Source organism: Streptomyces sp. NPDC018045 (assembly GCF_044327445.1).
In the GTDB taxonomy this organism is placed as follows: Bacteria; Actinomycetota; Actinomycetes; order Streptomycetales; family Streptomycetaceae; genus Streptomyces.
Map to the genome: position 1 here is coordinate 707,087 of NZ_JBIRFL010000002.1, position 17,832 is coordinate 724,918.

At 73.4% G+C, this 17,832-nt stretch carries 11 protein-coding genes; 9 read left to right on the top strand and 2 right to left on the bottom strand.

Annotated elements, in window-relative coordinates:
• Window positions 1-24 precede the first annotated feature (24 nt).
• From ACH4EB_RS06905 to ACH4EB_RS06935, 7 genes are all read left to right on the top strand, one after another.
• The gene (locus ACH4EB_RS06905) at window positions 25-6,609 is read left to right on the top strand and encodes an amino acid adenylation domain-containing protein (RefSeq protein WP_398346271.1); all 6,585 of its coding nucleotides are present in this window, start codon (window positions 25-27) and stop codon (window positions 6,607-6,609) included.
• Window positions 6,606-6,830, top strand: coding sequence for an MbtH family protein (locus ACH4EB_RS06910; RefSeq protein ID WP_398346272.1), 225 nt, complete (start codon window positions 6,606-6,608; stop codon window positions 6,828-6,830). Before ACH4EB_RS06905 ends, ACH4EB_RS06910 begins: the two co-directional genes overlap by 4 nt.
• A 69-nt stretch (window positions 6,831-6,899) precedes the next feature.
• Entirely contained in the window at window positions 6,900-8,186 is a 1,287-nt protein-coding gene (locus tag ACH4EB_RS06915; protein WP_398346273.1) for a cation:proton antiporter, read from the top strand.
• A 64-nt stretch (window positions 8,187-8,250) separates the two neighbouring features.
• Window positions 8,251-9,768, top strand: coding sequence for a tryptophan 7-halogenase (locus ACH4EB_RS06920; protein ID WP_398346274.1), 1,518 nt, complete (start codon window positions 8,251-8,253; stop codon window positions 9,766-9,768).
• A 25-nt stretch (window positions 9,769-9,793) separates the two neighbouring features.
• Complete coding sequence (locus ACH4EB_RS06925; protein WP_398346275.1) at window positions 9,794-10,984, top strand: cytochrome P450; 1,191 nt, start codon at window positions 9,794-9,796, stop codon at window positions 10,982-10,984.
• A gap of 8 nt (window positions 10,985-10,992) precedes the next feature.
• A complete protein-coding gene (locus tag ACH4EB_RS06930) occupies window positions 10,993-12,207 on the top strand; it encodes a cytochrome P450 (RefSeq protein WP_398346276.1) in 1,215 nt (404 codons plus the stop codon).
• 112 nt (window positions 12,208-12,319) lie between these two features.
• On the top strand, window positions 12,320-12,535 hold the full coding sequence (locus ACH4EB_RS06935; protein ID WP_398346277.1) for a ferredoxin: 216 nt from the start codon (window positions 12,320-12,322) through the stop codon (window positions 12,533-12,535).
• Window positions 12,536-12,649: 114 nt separating this feature from the next.
• On the opposite strand, the gene ACH4EB_RS06940 is transcribed toward ACH4EB_RS06935, so the two are convergent.
• Window positions 12,650-13,843: an alpha-hydroxy acid oxidase gene (locus ACH4EB_RS06940; RefSeq protein ID WP_398346278.1), complete on the bottom strand. Its 1,194-nt coding sequence runs from the start codon at window positions 13,841-13,843 to the stop codon at window positions 12,650-12,652.
• Entirely contained in the window at window positions 13,833-14,930 is a 1,098-nt protein-coding gene (gene hppD / locus ACH4EB_RS06945) for a 4-hydroxyphenylpyruvate dioxygenase (protein WP_398346279.1), read from the bottom strand. The genes ACH4EB_RS06940 and hppD overlap by 11 nt, the downstream gene beginning before the upstream one ends.
• 370 nt (window positions 14,931-15,300) lie before the next feature.
• Here hppD and ACH4EB_RS06950 point away from each other — a divergent pair, with 370 nt between their 5' ends.
• Window positions 15,301-16,707, top strand: a complete 1,407-nt coding sequence (locus ACH4EB_RS06950; RefSeq protein ID WP_398346280.1) for a PLP-dependent aminotransferase family protein — start codon at window positions 15,301-15,303, stop codon at window positions 16,705-16,707.
• Complete coding sequence (locus tag ACH4EB_RS06955; protein ID WP_398346450.1) at window positions 16,707-17,831, top strand: prephenate dehydrogenase; 1,125 nt, start codon at window positions 16,707-16,709, stop codon at window positions 17,829-17,831. Before ACH4EB_RS06950 ends, ACH4EB_RS06955 begins: the two co-directional genes overlap by 1 nt.
• Window position 17,832: the final 1 nt, after the last annotated feature.

Sequence of the window (17,832 nt, forward strand, 5' to 3'; positions counted from 1 at the left end):
ACGAGGCGTTGTGAGGAGAAAGCGATGACCCGATCCATGGTCGAGGACGTGTGGCCGCTGTCACCACTGCAAGAGGGGCTGCTCTTCCACGCCACCTTTGACGAGGAGGGGCCGGACGTCTACACGGTGCAGTCCGCACACGCCGTCGACGGACCCTTGGAAGCGGGCCGGCTGCGCGCGGCATGGCAGACCCTGGTCGCCCGCCACGCGGCACTGCGCGCCTGCTTCCGCCGGGTCAGCGGGGCCCGCATGGTGCAGGTCATCGCCCGCGAGGTGGAACTGCCCTGGCGGGAGGCCGATCTGTCCGGCCTCGCGCCGGACGACGCCGAGGCGCGGGCCGAGCGGCTGGCCGACGCCGAGCGCGCCCGCCGCTTCGACCTGGCCACGGCGCCCCTGCTGCGTGTCCTGCTGATCCGCCTCGGCGCCGGCCGGCACCGGATGGTCGTCACCAGCCACCACATCCTCATGGATGGCTGGTCGATGCCGATCGTCCTCACCGAACTGTCCGCGGCGTACGCGGCCGGTGGCGACGGCACCGCCCTCCCCCCGACCGCCTCCTACCGCGACCACCTGGCCTGGCTGAACCGGCAGGACAAGGAGGCCGCCCGCGAGGCGTGGCGCGCCGAGCTGGCCGGCGCCGACGAGCCGACGCTGGTGGTCCCGGCGGACCGGACCCGGGCCGGCGTGGTGCCCGAGGACGTCCTGATCGACATCCCCGAAGGGCCCTCCAGGGACCTCACCGAGCTGGCCCGCCGGCACGGGCTGACCCTCAACACCCTGTTCCAGGGCGCCTGGGCGCTGGTGCTCGCCCGGCTGGCCGGCCGCACCGACGTGGTCTTCGGCGCCACCGTCGCGGGCCGCCCGCACGACCTGCCGCACGTCGAGTCCATGGTCGGCCTGTTCATCAACACCCTGCCGGTCCGGGTACGGCTCGACGGCGCACAGCCCGCCGTCGAGATGCTCACCGCGCTCCAGGAACGCCAGTCGGCGCTCCTCCCGCACCAGCACCTGGGCCTGTCGGAGGTGCAGCGGCTCGCCGGGCCCGGCGCGACCTTCGACACCCTCGTGGTCTACGAGAGCTTCCCGCGCCCGCCCGCCGGACCGCCCGACCCGCGGGGCCTGACCCTGGAGCCCGCCGGACTCTCCCGCAACGCGGCGCACTACCCGATCACCCTCGGCGTGTTCCCCGGCGACCGCATCAGCCTGCGACTGTCCTCCCGTCCCGACCTGTTCGGCGCGGAGGCCACCCGGCTGATCGGCCGGCGCGTGGTCCGGGTGCTCACCCAGCTCGCCGCCGACCCCACCGTGCCGGTGGGCCGCGTCGGCGTCCTGGACGATGCGGAGCGCGACCTGGTGCTGGCGGGCTGGAACGCCACCGCCGCCAGGACGCCCGGCACCTCGGTGCCGGAAATGATCGCCGGCCAGGCCGCCCGGACGCCGGGCGCGGTCGCGGTGAGCGACCCGCGGCGCTCCCTGTCGTACGCCGAGCTGGCCCGCGAGTCCGACCGGCTCGCGGCCTACCTCGTGGACCGCGGCGTGGCGCGCGGCGACCGGGTCGCGGTGCTGATGGAACGCTCCGCCGACCTGCTCGTGACGCTGCTCGCGGTGTGGAAGACCGGCGCCGCGTACGTCCCGGTGGACCCCGGATACCCGGCGGAGCGGGTCGCGTTCCTGCTCGCGGACTCCGGCCCGTCGGCGGTCGTGTGCACCCGGGCCACCCGCGACGCGGTCCCGGTGGACGCCGCGGCGGAGCTGATCGTGCTCGACGACGACCGGGTACGGGCCGCCGTCACGGTGAGCCCGGCCGATGCCCTGGTGCCCGTACGCGTGGCAGCGGAGGACCTCGCGTACGTGATGTACACCTCGGGCTCGACCGGCGTCCCCAAGGGCGTGGCCGTACCGCACGGCAGCGTGGCCGGTCTGGTCGGCGACCCGGGCTGGGCGAGCGGCCCGCGCGACGCGGTGCTCATGCACGCGCCGCACGCCTTCGACGCCGCGCTGTTCGAGATCTGGGTGCCGCTGGCCGCCGGCGGCCGCGTGGTGGTCGCGGCGCCGGGCGCGGTGGACTCCCAGGACATCCGCGCCGCGGTGGCCGCCGGAGTGCGCGCGGTGCACCTGACGGCCGGCACGTTCCGCGTCGTGGCGGAGGAGTCGCCGGAGTGCCTGCACGGCCTGCGCGAGGTGCTGACCGGCGGTGACGTGGTGCCCGCCGCGGCCGTCGCCCGGGTGCGCGCGGCCTGCCCGGACACCGCCGTACGCCACCTGTACGGCCCGACCGAGGCCACGCTGTGCGCGACCTGGCACCTGATCCGGCCGGGCGACGAACCGGCCGCGGCGCTGCCGATCGGCCGCCCGCTGGGCAACCGGCGGGTCTACGTCCTGGACGCGTTCCTCCAGCCGGTGCCGGTGGGCACGCCGGGCGAACTGTACGTGGCGGGCACCGGCCTGGCCCGCGGCTACCTCGGCCGCGCCGGACTGACCGCGGAACGCTTCGTGGCGTGCCCGTTCGCCCCCGGCGAGCGGATGTACCGCACCGGAGACCTGGTGCGCTGGACGGAGGCGGGCGAGCTGCTGTTCGCCGGCCGGGCCGACGACCAGGTCAAGATCCGCGGCTTCCGGGTGGAGCTGGGTGAGGTCGAGGCGGCCCTGGCCGGGCACCCGGCGGTCGGCCAGGCCGTGGTCGCGGCCCGCGAGGACCGGCCCGGCGAACGGCTGCTGGTCGGCTACGTCGTCCCCGACGGCCAGGAGGTCGACTCCGACGAGGTCCGCGAACACGCCGCCAAGGTCCTGCCCGGCTACATGGTCCCGGCAGCGGTGATCGTGCTGGGCTCGCTGCCCGTCACCGACAACGGCAAGGTCGACCAGAAGGCCCTGCCCGCCCCCGACTTCGCCGAACGGGTCGCCCGGCGGGCGCCGCAGAACGAGACCGAGGAAATCCTCTGCGGCCTCTTCGCCGACGTGCTCAAACTCGAACAGGTCGGCGCCGACGACGACTTCTTCGAGCTGGGCGGCGAGTCGGGCCTGGCGATGCGCCTGATCGGACGGATCCGCGAGGAGTTCGACGCGGCACTGAACCTGCGGCAGTTCTTCGGCGCGCCCACCGCGGCGGGCGTGGCCCGCACCCTGGCGACGAAGGCCCGCCCGGTGCTGACCCCGGCCGGCCACGACGGCGAGGCGCCCGCCACCGTCGCGCAGTTGCGGACATGGCTGCTGACCCGGCTGCACGACAGCGGCCCGGCCCACCAGTTCTCCGCCGCGCTGCGCCTGACGGGAGCGCTGGACCGTACGGCGCTGGAAGCCGCGCTCGGCGACGTGGCGGCCCGGCACGAGATCCTGCGGACCACCTTCTCCGGCGCCCGCAACGAGCTGCGCCAGCACATCGTGCCGGCCACCGACGCCGCCGCCCGCCCGCGCCTGCCGGTGACCGGGGCGACCGAGGAGGACCTGCCGGACCTGCTGGCCGCGCGCGCCGCCCGCACCTTCGACCTGACCCGGGAAGCGCCCTGGGCACCGCACCTGTTCACGCTCTCGGACACCGAACACGTCCTGCTGGTCACCGTCCACCGGATCGCCGCGGACGAGCAGTCCCTCGACCCGCTCTTCCGCGACCTGTCGGCGGCGTACGGCGCGCGCTGCGAAGGCCGGGCGCCCGAACGGGCCCCGCTGCCGCTCCAGTTCGCCGACTACGCCCGGTGGGAGCAGGAGCTGCTGCGCGGCGCCGACGAGCCGGAGAGCCTGGTCAGCGACCAGCTCACCTACTGGCAGGACGCCCTGGCCGGGCTGGCCGGCGAACTGGAGCTGCCCACCGACCGGCCGCGGCCCGCCCTGCCCTCGCGGCGCGTCGAGCGGGTACCGCTGCGCCTGGCCGCGGCGGCGCACGCCCGGCTGACGGAGGCGGCCGAACCCCGCGAGGCCACCGGCTTCATGGTCGTGCAGGCCGCCCTGGCCCTGCTGCTCACCCGGCTCGGCGCGGGCACCGACATCACCCTCGGCACCACCCGGGCACGCCGGGACGAGGACGGCCTGGAAGGGCTGGTGGGTCCCTTCGACGGCCCGCTGGCCCTGCGTACGGACACCTCCGGCGACCCCGGCTTCCTCGAACTCCTGCGCAGGGTCCAGCAGACCCACCGCGAGGCCGTCAACAACCAGGACGTCCCCTTCGAGCGCCTGGTGGACGCCCTGCCGCTGCCGCCCTCCGTGGACCGGCACCCCGTCTTCCAGGTCGGCCTGAACCTCCACGAGGGCAAGACAGAGGTGTGGGACCCGTGGGAGCTGCCCGGGCTGCGCACCGGCCGCCTCGCCGTGGGAGGCGCGACCGGCGAGCTGGACCTGTCGCTCGACCTGACCGAGCGGCAGCGCGCCGACGGCGGCCCGGACGGCATGGACGGCCACCTCACGTACGCCACCGACCTGTTCGACCAGGACACCGCGCAGGCGTTCGCCGACCGGCTGGTGCGCGTACTGGAACAGCTCGCGGCCGACCCAGAACTCCGCCTGAGCCAGGTGGACGTCCTGCTGGGCGAGGACGAGTTCCGCCGGCTGGTGGCGGACGGGAACGGCACGGCGGCCGAGGTCCCGGACCGTACCGTCGTCGAGCTGCTGGCCGCGCAGACGGCCCGCACCCCCGACGCGGTGGCCGCCATGGACCACGGCGGCGTGCTCACCTACGGCGCGCTGGACACCGCGAGCAGCCTGCTGGCCCGCCGGCTCACGGCGCTGGGCACCGGCCCCGGGGACGTCGTGGCTGTGGCGGAACCGGCCACCGCCGCGTTCCTGGTCGCCCTGACCGGCGTACTGAAGACCGGCGCCGCCTGCCGTCCCCTGGACTCCTACCGGCCGTTCGAGCAGATCGAGACCGTCCTGCGCGCGAGCCGGCCCGCCGCCCTGGTCTGCACCACGGCCATGGCCGGGCGGCTGCCCGCCGACGGTCCGGTCCCGGCCGTCGTCCTGGACGACCCGGCGACGGCCGTGCCCGACGGAGCCGTCGCCACGGCGGGGTCGCGGTTCCGGCCGCCGCTGCCCGCCGGGACCGCGCTGGTGCTCGACGGCACGGCACCGGACGGTGCCGCGGCGGTCGTCGACCACCGCACGCTGGCCCACCAGACGGCGTACCGCGCGCACGCCACCCCGGCGGTCCGCGGCACGGCCCTGCTCGACACCCGGGCCCCCGTCGCGGCGCTCGTCGTCCCGCTGCTCGCGGCCCTGTGCGGCGGCGGCAGTGTCCGGCTCGGCGCCGTGGAGGACGTACCCGCACCCACCGGACCCGGCACCACCACCCGGCTGCTGGTGACCACCCGGGACCTGCTGCCGACGCTCACCGAACTGCCGGACGGGCAGCGGCCCACGGAGGTCCTCGCGCTCTCGGCGGGCACCCCGGAGGCCGACGACGGCCTGCTGAAGTGGCGCGCGCTGCACCCGGACATCACCGTGGTCACCGGCCACGCCGCCGCCGGGACGGCGGGCCCCTGGCTCGAACACCGCGCCGCGCCGGGCGAGCCCGTACCGTCGGCGCTGCCCACGGGCCGGCCGGTGTGGAACACCCGCGCCCATGTCCTCGACGACCTGCTGCGGCCGGTCCCGCCCGGCGTGCCGGGCGACCTGTACGTGGCGGGCGCGGCGGCGGCACGCGGCTACGACGGCAGTCCCGGGCGGACCGGCGAGCGCTTCGTCGCGAGCCCCTTCGGCCCGCCGGGAGAGCGGATGCTGCACACCGGCGACCGGGCCCGGCGCACCACGGCCGGCCTGATCACCGTGGCGGACGCGCGCAGCGCCCGCCCGGAGGCCGGCGCGGCCCGCGGCACCAGCCGGGGCGACCTGGGCGTGCTGCTGCCGCTGCGGTCGCAGGGCAGCCTCCCGCCGCTGTTCTGCGTCCACCCCAGCCTCGGGCTGAGCTGGGGTTACCGGGGCCTGCTGCCGCACCTGCCCGCCGACCGGCCGGTCTACGGCCTCCAGGCGCGCGGCCTGGCCGGGCCGGAGCCGCTGCCGCTGACCATGGAGGAGATGGCCGCCGACTATGCCGACCAGATCCGCACCGTCCAGCCCGCCGGCCCGTACCACCTGCTCGGCTGGTCCTTCGGCGGTACGGTCGCCTACGCGGTCGCCACCGCCCTGGAGGCCCAGGGTGAGACGGTCGCGCTGCTCGCGCTGCTCGACACCTACCACGGCGGTGACACCGGCGAGTTCTTCGACGAGACACCCGCCGCCCGCGAGGGCGAGGACGTGACCATGCGCCGCGAACTGGGCGAACCCGGCCCGCCGGACGGCGCGGGCGGCGACGGCCGGGGCGCCGGACCGGGCCTGGACGAACAGCTCCTGGCCAACATCAGGGAAGTGACCGTCAACTCGGGACGGCTCTCCTACGGCTACCACCCGCAGCGGTTCGGCGGTGACCTGGTCGTCTTCGTCGCGACCGTCGACCGGCCCGCGAACTCCCAGGCCTGGGACGCCGTCGGGAGCTGGCGGCCCTTCGTCGCGGGAGACGTCGAGGCCCATGACATCGCCGTCGACCACAACAACATGCTCCAGCCCGCGCCCTTGGCACAGATCGGGCGCATCGTCGCAGAAAAGCTCCAGGCCGTGCGGCCGACAGGGGAAAGGAACCCGTCATGACCAATCCTTTCGACAACGAGAACGGCACCTTTCTGGTGCTCGTCAACGACGAGGGTCAGCATTCGCTCTGGCCCGCCTTCGCGGAAATTCCCGAGGGCTGGACCTCCGTACACGGAGAGGCCGGCCGCCAGGAATGCCTCGACTACATCGACGAGCACTGGACCGACATGCGCCCGAAGAGCCTCATCGCCGAAATGAGCGGGGGCGGCAACGCGTCCTAGGCGCCGGGGCGAAACGGCCATGGAGGGGCGGCCTGGCTACAGGCCGCCCCTGCGGGGGAGGCTTTCGCAGTGAATACAGAGACCGTCGTCACCGTGGTCATCGGAGACGTCGCGCTGATCGTCGTCGTCTCCTGGCTGCTGGGAGCGGCGGCCCGCCGGATCGGCCAGCCTGCCGTCATCGGCCAGATCGTGGCGGGCATCGCCCTGGGGCCGACCCTGCTGGGCCGGCTCCCCGGAAACCTGACGGAACACCTCTTCCCGCAGGAGGTGCTGCCGTTTCTGACCGTGCTGTCGCAGGTCGCCATCGTGCTCTTCATGTTCGTGGCGGGCTACGAGATCGACCCGCGGCAGTTGCGCCACGGCGGCCGAGCGGCCGCGACGGTGGCGCTGTTCGCGCTGCTGGTGCCCGCGGGGCTGGGCGCCGGAACGGTCCACCTGCTGCCCGGCGTCTTCGCGACCGTCGACCCGCACCACGCGGGCGGCCGGTCCTTCCTGCTCTTCATGGCGGTGGCGGTCTCCATCACCGCCCTGCCGGTCCTGGTCGCCATCGTCCGCGAGCGCGGTCTGGCGGGCACCCCGGCCGGTACGGTGGCGACCACCGCCGCCGGACTCATGGACGTGGCGGCGTGGCTGGTGCTGGCCGCCGCCCTCGTCGGCACCGGCCACGCGTCGGGCCCGTCGTGGGGCCTGACCCTGCTGCTGCTCGTGGTGTTCGTGGCCGGCATGTTCCTGGTGGTGCGCCCGGTGCTCGGCCGGTGGCTGCGGCGCTCCAGGGCGCTGATGGCCAACCAGGTCACCCTCGCGCTGGCGCTGGCACTGGGCAGCGCCTGGGTCACCGCGTCGCTGGGCCTGCACCCCGTCTTCGGCGGGCTGCTCGCCGGCCTGGCCATGCCCCGCCGCGACGGCGTACCGGACGCCGATGTGCTGCGCCCGATGGAACAGAGCGCCGGCCTGTTGCTGCCGCTTTTCTTCGTCACCACCGGCCTGTCGTTCAACATCGGCTCGCTGGACGGGGACGCCGGGCTCCTGCTGCTGTTGATCGTGGCCGTCGCCACCGTCGGCAAGCTCGTCCCGGCCTATGCGGCGGCCCGGCTCAGCCGGCTCGATCCGCACCGCTCGGCACTGGTGTCGGCGCTGGTCAACACCCGGGGCCTCACCGAATTGATCGTCTTGAACGTGGGCCTGGAATCCGGCGTCATCGGCCCCGGACTCTTCACCGTGCTGGTGCTCATGGCGCTGATCACCACCTTCATGACCGGACCGCTGCTGTCCCTGATCGGGCGGCACGGCGCACCTGGACAAACTGTCAAATCACCTTCCTTGACGGCTTCTCAGCGAAAATTAACAATCGAATAGCAGGCGGACAGGAATCTGCGCGCACACGCACAGATATATTCCGCCGAGAATGGGGGAGAGGGTCGTGGCGAATTCGGTGAACGCAGGAAACTCCGCTCGCTCACAGACGTTCGACGTGGTGATCGTCGGCGGCGGGCCCGCGGGCTCGACGCTGGCCGCGCTGGTGGCGCAGCAGGGGCACCGGGTGCTGGTGCTGGAGAAGGAGTTCTTCCCCCGCTACCAGATAGGCGAGTCGCTGCTGCCGTCGACGGTGCACGGGGTGTGCCGGCTGACGGGGGTCGCGGACGACCTGGCGGCGGCGGGCTTCACCCGCAAGCGGGGCGGCACCTTCCGCTGGGGCGCGACCCCCGAGCCGTGGACGTTCTCCTTCTCCGTCTCGGAGCGGCTGTCGGGGCCCACGTCCTACGCGTACCAGGTGGAGCGCTCCAAGTTCGACGAGATCCTGCTGCGGCACGCGGGGCGGTCGGGCGCGCAGGTCCGCGAAGGGTGCGCCGTCGCCGACGTCATCGCGGACGCCGAGCGGGTACGGGGCGTGCGCTACACCGACGCGGACGGGGTGGAGCGCGAGGCGTACGGGACGTACGTGGTGGACGCCTCGGGCAACAGGAGCCGGCTGTTCCAGCGGGTGGGCGGCGAGCGGAAGTACTCGGAGTTCTTCCGCAGCCTCGCGCTGTTCGGCTACTTCGAGGGCGGCAAGCGGCTGCCCGAACCGAACTCCGGCAACATCCTCTCGGTCGCCTTCGACAGCGGCTGGTTCTGGTACATCCCGCTCAGCCCCACCCTGACCAGCGTGGGAGCGGTGGTACGGCGCGAGATGGCGGACAAGATCCAGGGCGACCGCGAGCGCGCGCTGCTGGCGCTGGTGGCCGAGTGCCCGCTGATCGCGGAGTACCTGTCCGGCGCCAGGCGGATCACCAGCGGCCCGTACGGCGAACTGCGGGTCCGCAAGGACTACTCCTACCACCAGACGACGTTCACCCGCCCCGGGATGATGCTGATCGGCGACGCGGCCTGCTTCGTCGACCCGGTGTTCTCCTCCGGCGTGCACCTGGCGACCTACAGCGCCCTGCTGGCGGCGCGCAGCATCAACAGCGCGCTGGCGGGACTGGTCGACGAGACGGCGGCGCTGCGGGAGTTCGAGGCCCGCTACCGGCGGGAGTACGGCGTCTTCTACGAGTTCCTGCTCTCGTTCTACGAGATGCACCACAGCGAGCAGTCCTACTTCTGGCAGGCGAAAAAGGTCACCCACCACAAACGGTCCGAGATCGAGGCGTTCGTCGACCTGGTCGGCGGCGTCTCGTCGGGGGAGGCGGCGCTCTCCGAAGCCGACGCGATGACGGACCGGCTGCGGGCCGGCTCCGCGGAGTTCGCGGGCGCGGTGGACCAACTGGCCCACAGCGAGGACGGCAGCATGCTGCCGCTGTTCAAGTCCGCCGTGGTCGGCCAGGTGACCCGGGAGGGCTCACAGGTGCAGATGCGGGCCCTGCTCGGCGCGGACGCCGAACCGGAGACCCCCCTCGTCCCCGGCGGACTCGTCTCGTCCCCCGACGGCATGTTCTGGCTCCCCGCCGGCAGCGGCTGACCACGACGAAGGAAAGGATCCGCGGATGCCCGACACACCCGAGATTCCCGCCCACTACCGCAGGGACCGCTTCGACCCGGTGCCCGAACTCGTCCGGATGGCCAGGGAGACGCCCCTGGTCGAGACCGATGTGACCATCGGCCCCTCCCGGCAGCTCGGCTGGGTGGCCACCGGACACGCCGAGGTACGGGCGGTGCTCTCCGACGCCGAGCGGTTCAGCACCCGGCCGCCCGCCGACAGCGAGGAGGACGCGCAGAACCTGGTGCAGGCGGGCAACCTCCTCCAGTACGACCCGCCCGACCACACCCGGCTGCGCAAACTGCTCACGGCCGAGTACACGGTGCGGCGGATGCGCAGGCTGGAGCCCCGTGTCGAGGAGGTCGTCACCGACTGCCTCGACACGATGGAGCGCGTCGGGCGGCCGGCGGATCTCGTACGGTACTTCGCCTGGCCGATCCCGGGGCTGGTGAGCTGCGAACTGCTCGGCGTGCCCCGGGACGACCAGACGGAGCTGGCGCGCTACCTCGACATCACCCGGGACGTCGGCCGCACCCAGGAACAGCAGTTGGCCGCCGGCAAGGCGTACTGGGCGTACATGGGGCAGCTCGCGGAGCGCCGCCGCCGCAACCCCGGCGAGGACATGATCGGGAACCTCGTACGCGAACAGGGCACCGCCGTCTCCGACGCGGAACTGGCCGGCATCGGCGCGACCGTGATGGCCGCCGGCTTCGAACAGGTCGCCAGCATCATCGGCCTGGGCGTCCTGTTACTGCTGGAACACCCGGACCAGCTCGCCCTGTGGCGCGAGAACCCCGAACTGACCGACCGGGCCGTGGAGGAGGTGCTCCGCTACCTCACGGTCATCCACACCGCGTCGCCCCGCACCGCCCTCGAAGACGTCACCATCGGCGGCCAGCAGATCAAGGCGGGGGAGAGCGTGGCCTGTTCACTGCTGGCCGCCAACCGCGTACCGGCCGCCGGCGAGCCCGCGGACCGCTTCGACATCACCCGCGAGCCGGCCCCGCACATGGCCTTCGGGCACGGCATCCACCACTGCCTCGGCGCGCCGCTGGCCAGGATGGAACTGCGCATCGCCTTCCCGGCGCTGCTGCGCCGCTTCCCCGGCCTCCGGCTGGCCGTACCGCCGGAGAAGGTCCGCTTCCGGCCCGCCCGGTCCCGTCAGTACGCCCTGGAATCCTTGCCCGTCGAATGGTAGGAGACGCAATGCCGGAGGAGACCCAGCATCAGTTCGACCACGCCCGCCGGGCGGGCTTCGGCCCGTCGGACGACATACGTCGGCAGCGCGCCCAGGGCGCGATCATCAAGGAGGAGGTGGCCCCGGCGCCCGGAGCCGCGACCGAACCCATCTGGATGGCCCTGGGCTACGAAGCGGTCCGGCAGGTGATGGGTGACCACGTCCGCTTCAGCAACCAGCGCCGGTTCCGCGCGCAGGTCACCCGCGGCGGGAGCAAGCACCGTCCGCAGGAGATGTCCGGCCACCTCATGGACTACGACCAGCCCGAGCACACCCGGCTCCGCAAGATGCTCACACCGGAGTTCACCGTCCGTCGCATCCAGCGGCTGAAGCCGGTGACCGAGGCGATCGCGGAACGCTGCCTGGACACCATGGAGCGGCACGGGCCGCCCACCGACCTCGTCGAGCTGTACGCGAGCCCGATCTCCGGCGCGGTCCTGTGCGAACTGCTCGGCGTGCCCCGCGACGACCGGCGCGAGTTCCTGGTCAAGCACCAGTGGCAACTGGAGCAGGACCGCCCCCGCAAGGACCGGGCCGCCGCCCAGGCCTACACCTCCAACTACCTGCGCGCCCTGGTCAAACGGCAGCGCAAGGACCCCGACGAGGGATTCATCGGCCAGCTCATCCGCGACCACGGCGACCGCTTCGACGACGAGGAACTGCTCGGCATCTGCGGCCTGATGGTGCTCGCCGGCCTCGACAACGTCACCGGCATGATCAGCCTCGGGGTGCTGGCCCTCCTGGAACACCCGGACCAGCTCGCCGTGCTGCTGGCGGACCCCGAGAAGAACGTCGACCGCGTGGTCGACGAGCTGCTGCGCTTCCTGTCCGTCGCCCACGCGCCGACCCCGCGCACCGCGGTCGAGGACGTGGTCGTGGCCGGGCAGCTCATCAAGGCGGGGGAGGAGGTCGTCTGCTCGATCCCGATGGCCAACCGCGATCCGGTGCTCGCCCCCGACGTCGACCGGTTCGACGTCGACCGCGACCCGCTGCCGCACATCGCCTTCGGGCACGGCATCCACCACTGCATCGGCGCCGCACTCGGCAGGATGGAACTGCGCACCGCCTACCTGGCCCTCTGGCGCCGGTTCCCCGGCCTGCGGCTGGCCGTCCCCGCCGAGGACGTGCCGCACAAGACGAACTCCATCGCCTACGGCCTGGAGCGCCTCCCGGTCGCCTGGTGACGGCCGGGACCGACCAGGGCGCGCGGCGCCCGGACACCCCGGACGCCCCGGACGCCCCGGACGCCCCGGACACCCCGGACACCCCGGACACCCCGGAAACAAGGAGAGGACGATGGTCGAGGTACGGGTGGACCCGGAGATCTGCGCCGCATCCGGCATGTGCAAGCTGCTGGTGCCGGCGGTCTTCGACCAGTCGGAGGAGGACGGCACGGTGCTGCTCACCGACCCGGCGCCCGCCGCGGACCTGGCGGCGAAGGTGCGTACGGCGGCCCTGCGGTGCCCGGCCGGCGCCATCGCGGTGTACGAGAGGGAGACGGACACCCCGTAGAGCCACCGGACCCGGCACCGCGCCGGGCCACCGAAGAACACCACGGAAAAGCTCCTGGTGGTCCGGGAAGCCCCGGCCACCAGGAGCTTTCGCGTTGTCACAGACCTCCGGGCGCTACGGCCCGCCGGCCTCCACCCGGACGGCACCGGCCGGGCCCCCGGCGGCCTCCCGCCCGCTCGGCCCGGGCGCGGCCCAGCTCCGTACCGTGCGCAGCCGCATCGCGTCGGCGACCGTCGCACAGCCCGCCAGCCCCAGCGCGTCGGCCAGTTCGGCCGCCAGCACATCCAGCACCCGGCGCACGCCCGGCTCGCCGGCCACGGCCAGGCCCCACACCGGCGGGCGCCCGACCAGCACCCCGGACGCGCCCAGCGCCAGCGCCTTGAGCACATCGGTACCCGAGCGGACGCCGCTGTCCAGCAGCACCCGGCAGCTCCCGCCGACCGCCTCGGCGATCTCGGGCAGCGCCTCGATGCTCGGCAGGGCACTGTCCAACTGACGACCTCCATGGTTGGACACCACGACGGCATCGACGCCGAACTCCGCGGCACGCACCGCGTCCTCGGCCGCCAGCACCCCCTTGAGCAGCAGTGGAAGCCGGGTCCGCGCCCGCAGCTCCGCCACCTGCGACCAGGACAGCGCCGAGGAGAACTCCTGGCCGGTGTGGACGGCCACCGCCGAGGCGCCGGCGGCGCGCCGGTGGGCGGCCGAGGCGCCGCCACCGTCGAGGTGGGCCGCCCGCACCCCGTCCGGCAGTGCGAACTCGTTGCGTACGTCGCGCAGCCGCCGCCCCATCCAGGGCACGTCCACGGTCAGCATCAGCGCCTCACAGCCGGCGTCCTCCGCGCGCCGCGCCAGTTCCAGGGCTCGGCCGGGCTCGCGCAGCCAGTAGAGCTGGAACCAGACGCGGCCGCCGAGCGCGGTGATTTCTTCCACCGGCACGGTGCTCAGCGTGCTCACCGTGAACGGCACACCCGCGGCCCGCGCCGCCCGCGCCGCGGCCAGTTCACCGTCCGGATGCACCAGGGCCTGGTACGCGACCGGGGCGAGCGCCACCGGCATCCGCGCCGGGCGGCCCAGCAGCTCGGCGCCGGTCGCGCACCGCGACACGTCCCGCAGCACCCGCGGCCGGACGAAGACCCGGTCGAACGCCGCGCGGTTGGCGGCGAGGGTACGTTCGCTGCCGCTGCCGCCCGCGACGAAGTCCCGTACCCCGGCGGGCAGCACCGCGGCGGCGGCACGCTCGATGTCCTCCAGGGTCAGGAGCGGGTCCGCCGCCGCGCCGCCGGGCGCCGGGTCCTCACCGGACACGCTGGCCCTTCTTCTCCAGCTCCACGGCCTCGTACAGTGCCTTGATGTTGGAGCTGCCGAACGTCTGCGCCCCCTGCCGCTCGATGACCTCGTAGAAGATCGTGCGGCGCGGGTGGGTGGAGGCGGTGAAGATCTGGAAGAGCTGCCCGCCGTGGTCCTGGTCCGCCAGCAGACCGGTCGAGCGCAGATCGTCCAGGCTGTGGTCGCTGAGCGCGATCCGCTCGCCCAGCAGGTCGTAGTACGCGGCGGGGGAGCTGAGGAACTCCACGCCCCGGCCGCCGAGGGTACGGACCGCGTGCACGGCGTCGTCACAGGAGAACGCGAGATGCTGGACCCCCGCCCCGTGGTGGCTCTTGAGGAAGTCGTCGATCTGCCCCGGGTCGGCCGTGGTGTCCGGCTCGATGAGGGTCAGGGTGACCCGGCCGGTGGGGCTCTGGACGACCTTGGAGTCCATCGCCTGCGCGCCCACGACGATGTGCTCCTCGAAGATCTCCCGGAAGCCGAGCGCCCGCTGGTAGTACGCGACGGTTGCGTCCAGGTCCCCGTTGTTCAGGCACACCGCGATGTGATCCAGTTCGAGCAGCCCCACCTCGCTGGGGACCGGCCGCCGGGAGTGGAGCGTCGGCACGAAGCCGACCGGCAGCCCGGGCCCTTCCTCCGGGGCGCGCTGCACCAGCGTGTGCACCACGTCGCCGAAGCCGCTGACGGTGGCCGTGACGCCGCCCCCGGGCTCGTGCCGGGCGGGCTCGCGCAACGGCCGGGCACCGTTGGCCACCGCGTGCGCGAACGCCCCCTCGACGTCGGCGGTGCGCAGCGCGATGTCCGCGACGCCGTCGCCGTGCGCCAGGACGTACACCGACGCCGGGTGCCGGTCGGAGGTCGCCATGGTGAGCACCAGGGTGATCGTGCCGTGCCGCAGGGCGATGCTGCGGTGCTCGGCGGAGCCGCCGGTGCCGACGACGGTGAACGCGTACCGGTCGACCCAGGCGAACGCCGCCGCGTCCAGGTCGTCCACGTACATCTCGACGTAGTCGATCGCGAGGTCGCTGCCAGCAGCAGTTGCCGCTGTGGCTTTCGAAACTGTCATGAGAGTCCCCGTTTGAAGGAATGGTCTGGGCGCGGCTCGTCGAGCCGGATCGCCTGCCGGAGTGGACGGATTACCTGCCGCACGACCGGCGCCGGTGACCGGCCCGGCCTAATCCGTGGACCTCTTCGTGGGTTCGCCACTGCCGCCGGACAGCGGAAGGCGAACAATTTCGGTGGTCCCCGACATTACACCGGCACTACCGCTGTCGCACCTGTCAAGAAAGGCGCCACGGCCACCCGGCGGGGATCACCTTGACCCCGTACGCGCCCCGGAGAACCATTGCCGTTCACCCGGCCCTGGGGGATGCTGAGGGCGCGGCGCGGCCACGGACGCGCGTGCCGTACCCCTTCCTGACTGACAGAAGGCAGCCATGGAAATTATGCAACCGGAATTCGCCGCAGCCGAGTTGAATAGCGCGACGCTGCATGCGTCGCTGGCCGACGCCTCGATGGAGTCCATGAATCTTCTGAATCAGATCGCCGACGAGTATCCGGAAGCGATCTCTTTCGCGGCGGGACGGCCGTACGAAGGATTTTATGACGCATCCCAGGTGCATGAATACCTTGAGATCTTCTGCGATCACCTGCGTACCGAGCGCCGGATGACGGAAGCGGAAATCGCGCGGACCCTGTACCAGTACGGCGAGACGAAAGGGATCATCGCCGGTCTGATCGCGCGGGGCCTGGCCGTGGACGAGGGCATCGAGGCCGTGGCCGGGTCCGTGGTCGTCACGGTCGGCTGCCAGGAGGCGATGTTCCTCGTCCTGCGCGCGCTGCGAGCCGACAGCCGCGACGCCCTCCTCGCGCCCCGGCCCGCCTACGTCGGCCTGACCGGCGCCGCGCTCCTCGCCGACCTGCCCGTGCTGCCGGTGCGCACCGGGGAGCACGGCATCGACCTGGACGACCTGCTCACGCAGTTGCGCCGGGCGCGGGCCGTGGGCCGGCGGGTGCGTGCCTGTTACGTGACGCCCGACTTCGCCAACCCGGTGGGCGCCAGCATGGAACCGGCCGAACGGCACCGGCTGCTGGAGATCGCCGAGCGCGAGGACCTCCTCCTGCTGGAGGACAACGCCTACGGCGTCTTCCACACGTCCGCCGAACGGCCGCCGACACTGAAGTCCCTGGACCGCAACCGCCGGGTCGTCTACCTGGGCTCGTTCGCCAAGACCGGGGTTCCCGGGGCACGGGTCGGATACGTGGTCGCCGACCAGCGGGTGACCGGCGACGGCGGTGAACGCCTCCTCGCCGATGAACTGTCGAAGATCAAGAGCATGCTCACCGTCAACACCTCGCCCATCGCCCAGGCCGTCATCGGCGGCAAGCTGCTGCGCCACGGATGCAGCATGGTCGAGGCCAACCGCCGCGAGACGGACGTCTACCGGCGCAACCTCGGCCAGGTGCTGGACGGCCTGGCCCGGCGCTTCGCCGACTGCCCCGGCGTCACGTGGAACGAGCCGAGCGGCGGCTTCTTCGTCGTCGTCAGCGTGCCGTTCACCGTCACCGACGCCTTCCTGGAGCACGCGGCCCGCCGGCACGGCGTGCTGTTCACGCCCATGCACCACTTCTACGGCGCGTCCGCGCAGAGCCGCCAGCTCCGGCTGTCCATCAGCACCCTCACCCCCGAACGCATCGAGCAGGGCCTCGACCGGCTCGCCGCGCTCATCACCGAACGGCTCCGCGCCAACGGCGGTGCGGCGGCCCACGCAGCAGGTGCGGCGGACGGGGCCGCCACCCCGCCCGCCGCACCCCTCGGCCCGCGCCCGGGCGGTGCCCGGTGATCCGCACCCTTGCCGTCGTCGGCACCGGACTGATCGGCACCTCCCTGGCCCTCGCGGCGGCCCGCCAGGGTGTCACGGTGTACCTCCAGGACAGCGACGCGGCCGCCGTACGGACCGCAGCCGCACTGGGCGCCGGCACCCCGGGGCCGCCGCCCGAACCGGTCGACCTCGCCGTGATCGCCGTCCCGCCCAGCCTCGTCGCCACCGTCCTCGCCCAACAGCAGGCACGCGGGCTGGCCAGTACGTACACCGACGTCGCCAGCGTGAAGTACGAGCCGGAACGGGCGGTCCTGGCCGGAGCGCCCGACCCCACCCGCTACATCGGCGGCCACCCGCTGGCCGGCCGCGAACGCTCCGGCCCCCTCGCGGCCCGCGTCGACCTCTTCCAGGACCGCGTCTGGGTGCTCACCCCGTCCCGGCTCACCTCCCGCACGGCCCTCGACCGCGCGCTCTCCCTGATCGGGCTCTGCGGAGCCGTCCCGCTGGTCATGCAGAGCAAGGCGCACGACGACGCGGTGGCCCTCACCTCCCACGTGCCGCACGTGATGGCCAGTCTGATGGCGGCCCGGCTCCGTGAGGGGCCGCCCCAGGCGACCCGGCTCGCGGGCCAAGGACTGCGCGACGTCACCCGGATCGCCGGCGGCGACTCCCGGCTCTGGAGCGACATACTCCAGGCCAACGCCGGTGCCGTCGCCGGTGTCCTCACCGACCTTCAGACCGACCTCGCCGAACTTCTCACCGCCCTGCGCGACCTGGCCCACCCGGCCGACCGGCGCAGTGCCCGGAGCCTCGGCACCCTCGTGGGCCTCCTCGACCGGGGCATCGCCGGCCTGGACGAGATCGCCGTGGGACACCCGGGCCACCCGCCCCGCTCCGCGTCCGTACGCGTCCGCATCGCCGACCGCCCCGGCGAACTCTCCCGGCTCCTGACCACCACCGCCGAACTGGGCGTCGGCCCCGAGGACGCCGAAGTACGCCCCGCCGGCGGCGCGCACGGCGACCTGACGGTCCGGCTCGCCGTACCCGCCGCCGTGAGCGTCCCCCTGCTCGCCCGCGTCACCGCCGAAGGCTGGGACGCCGACACCGACAACCACCCGGCGCCCACCACGACCGCCGGCCGGTGAC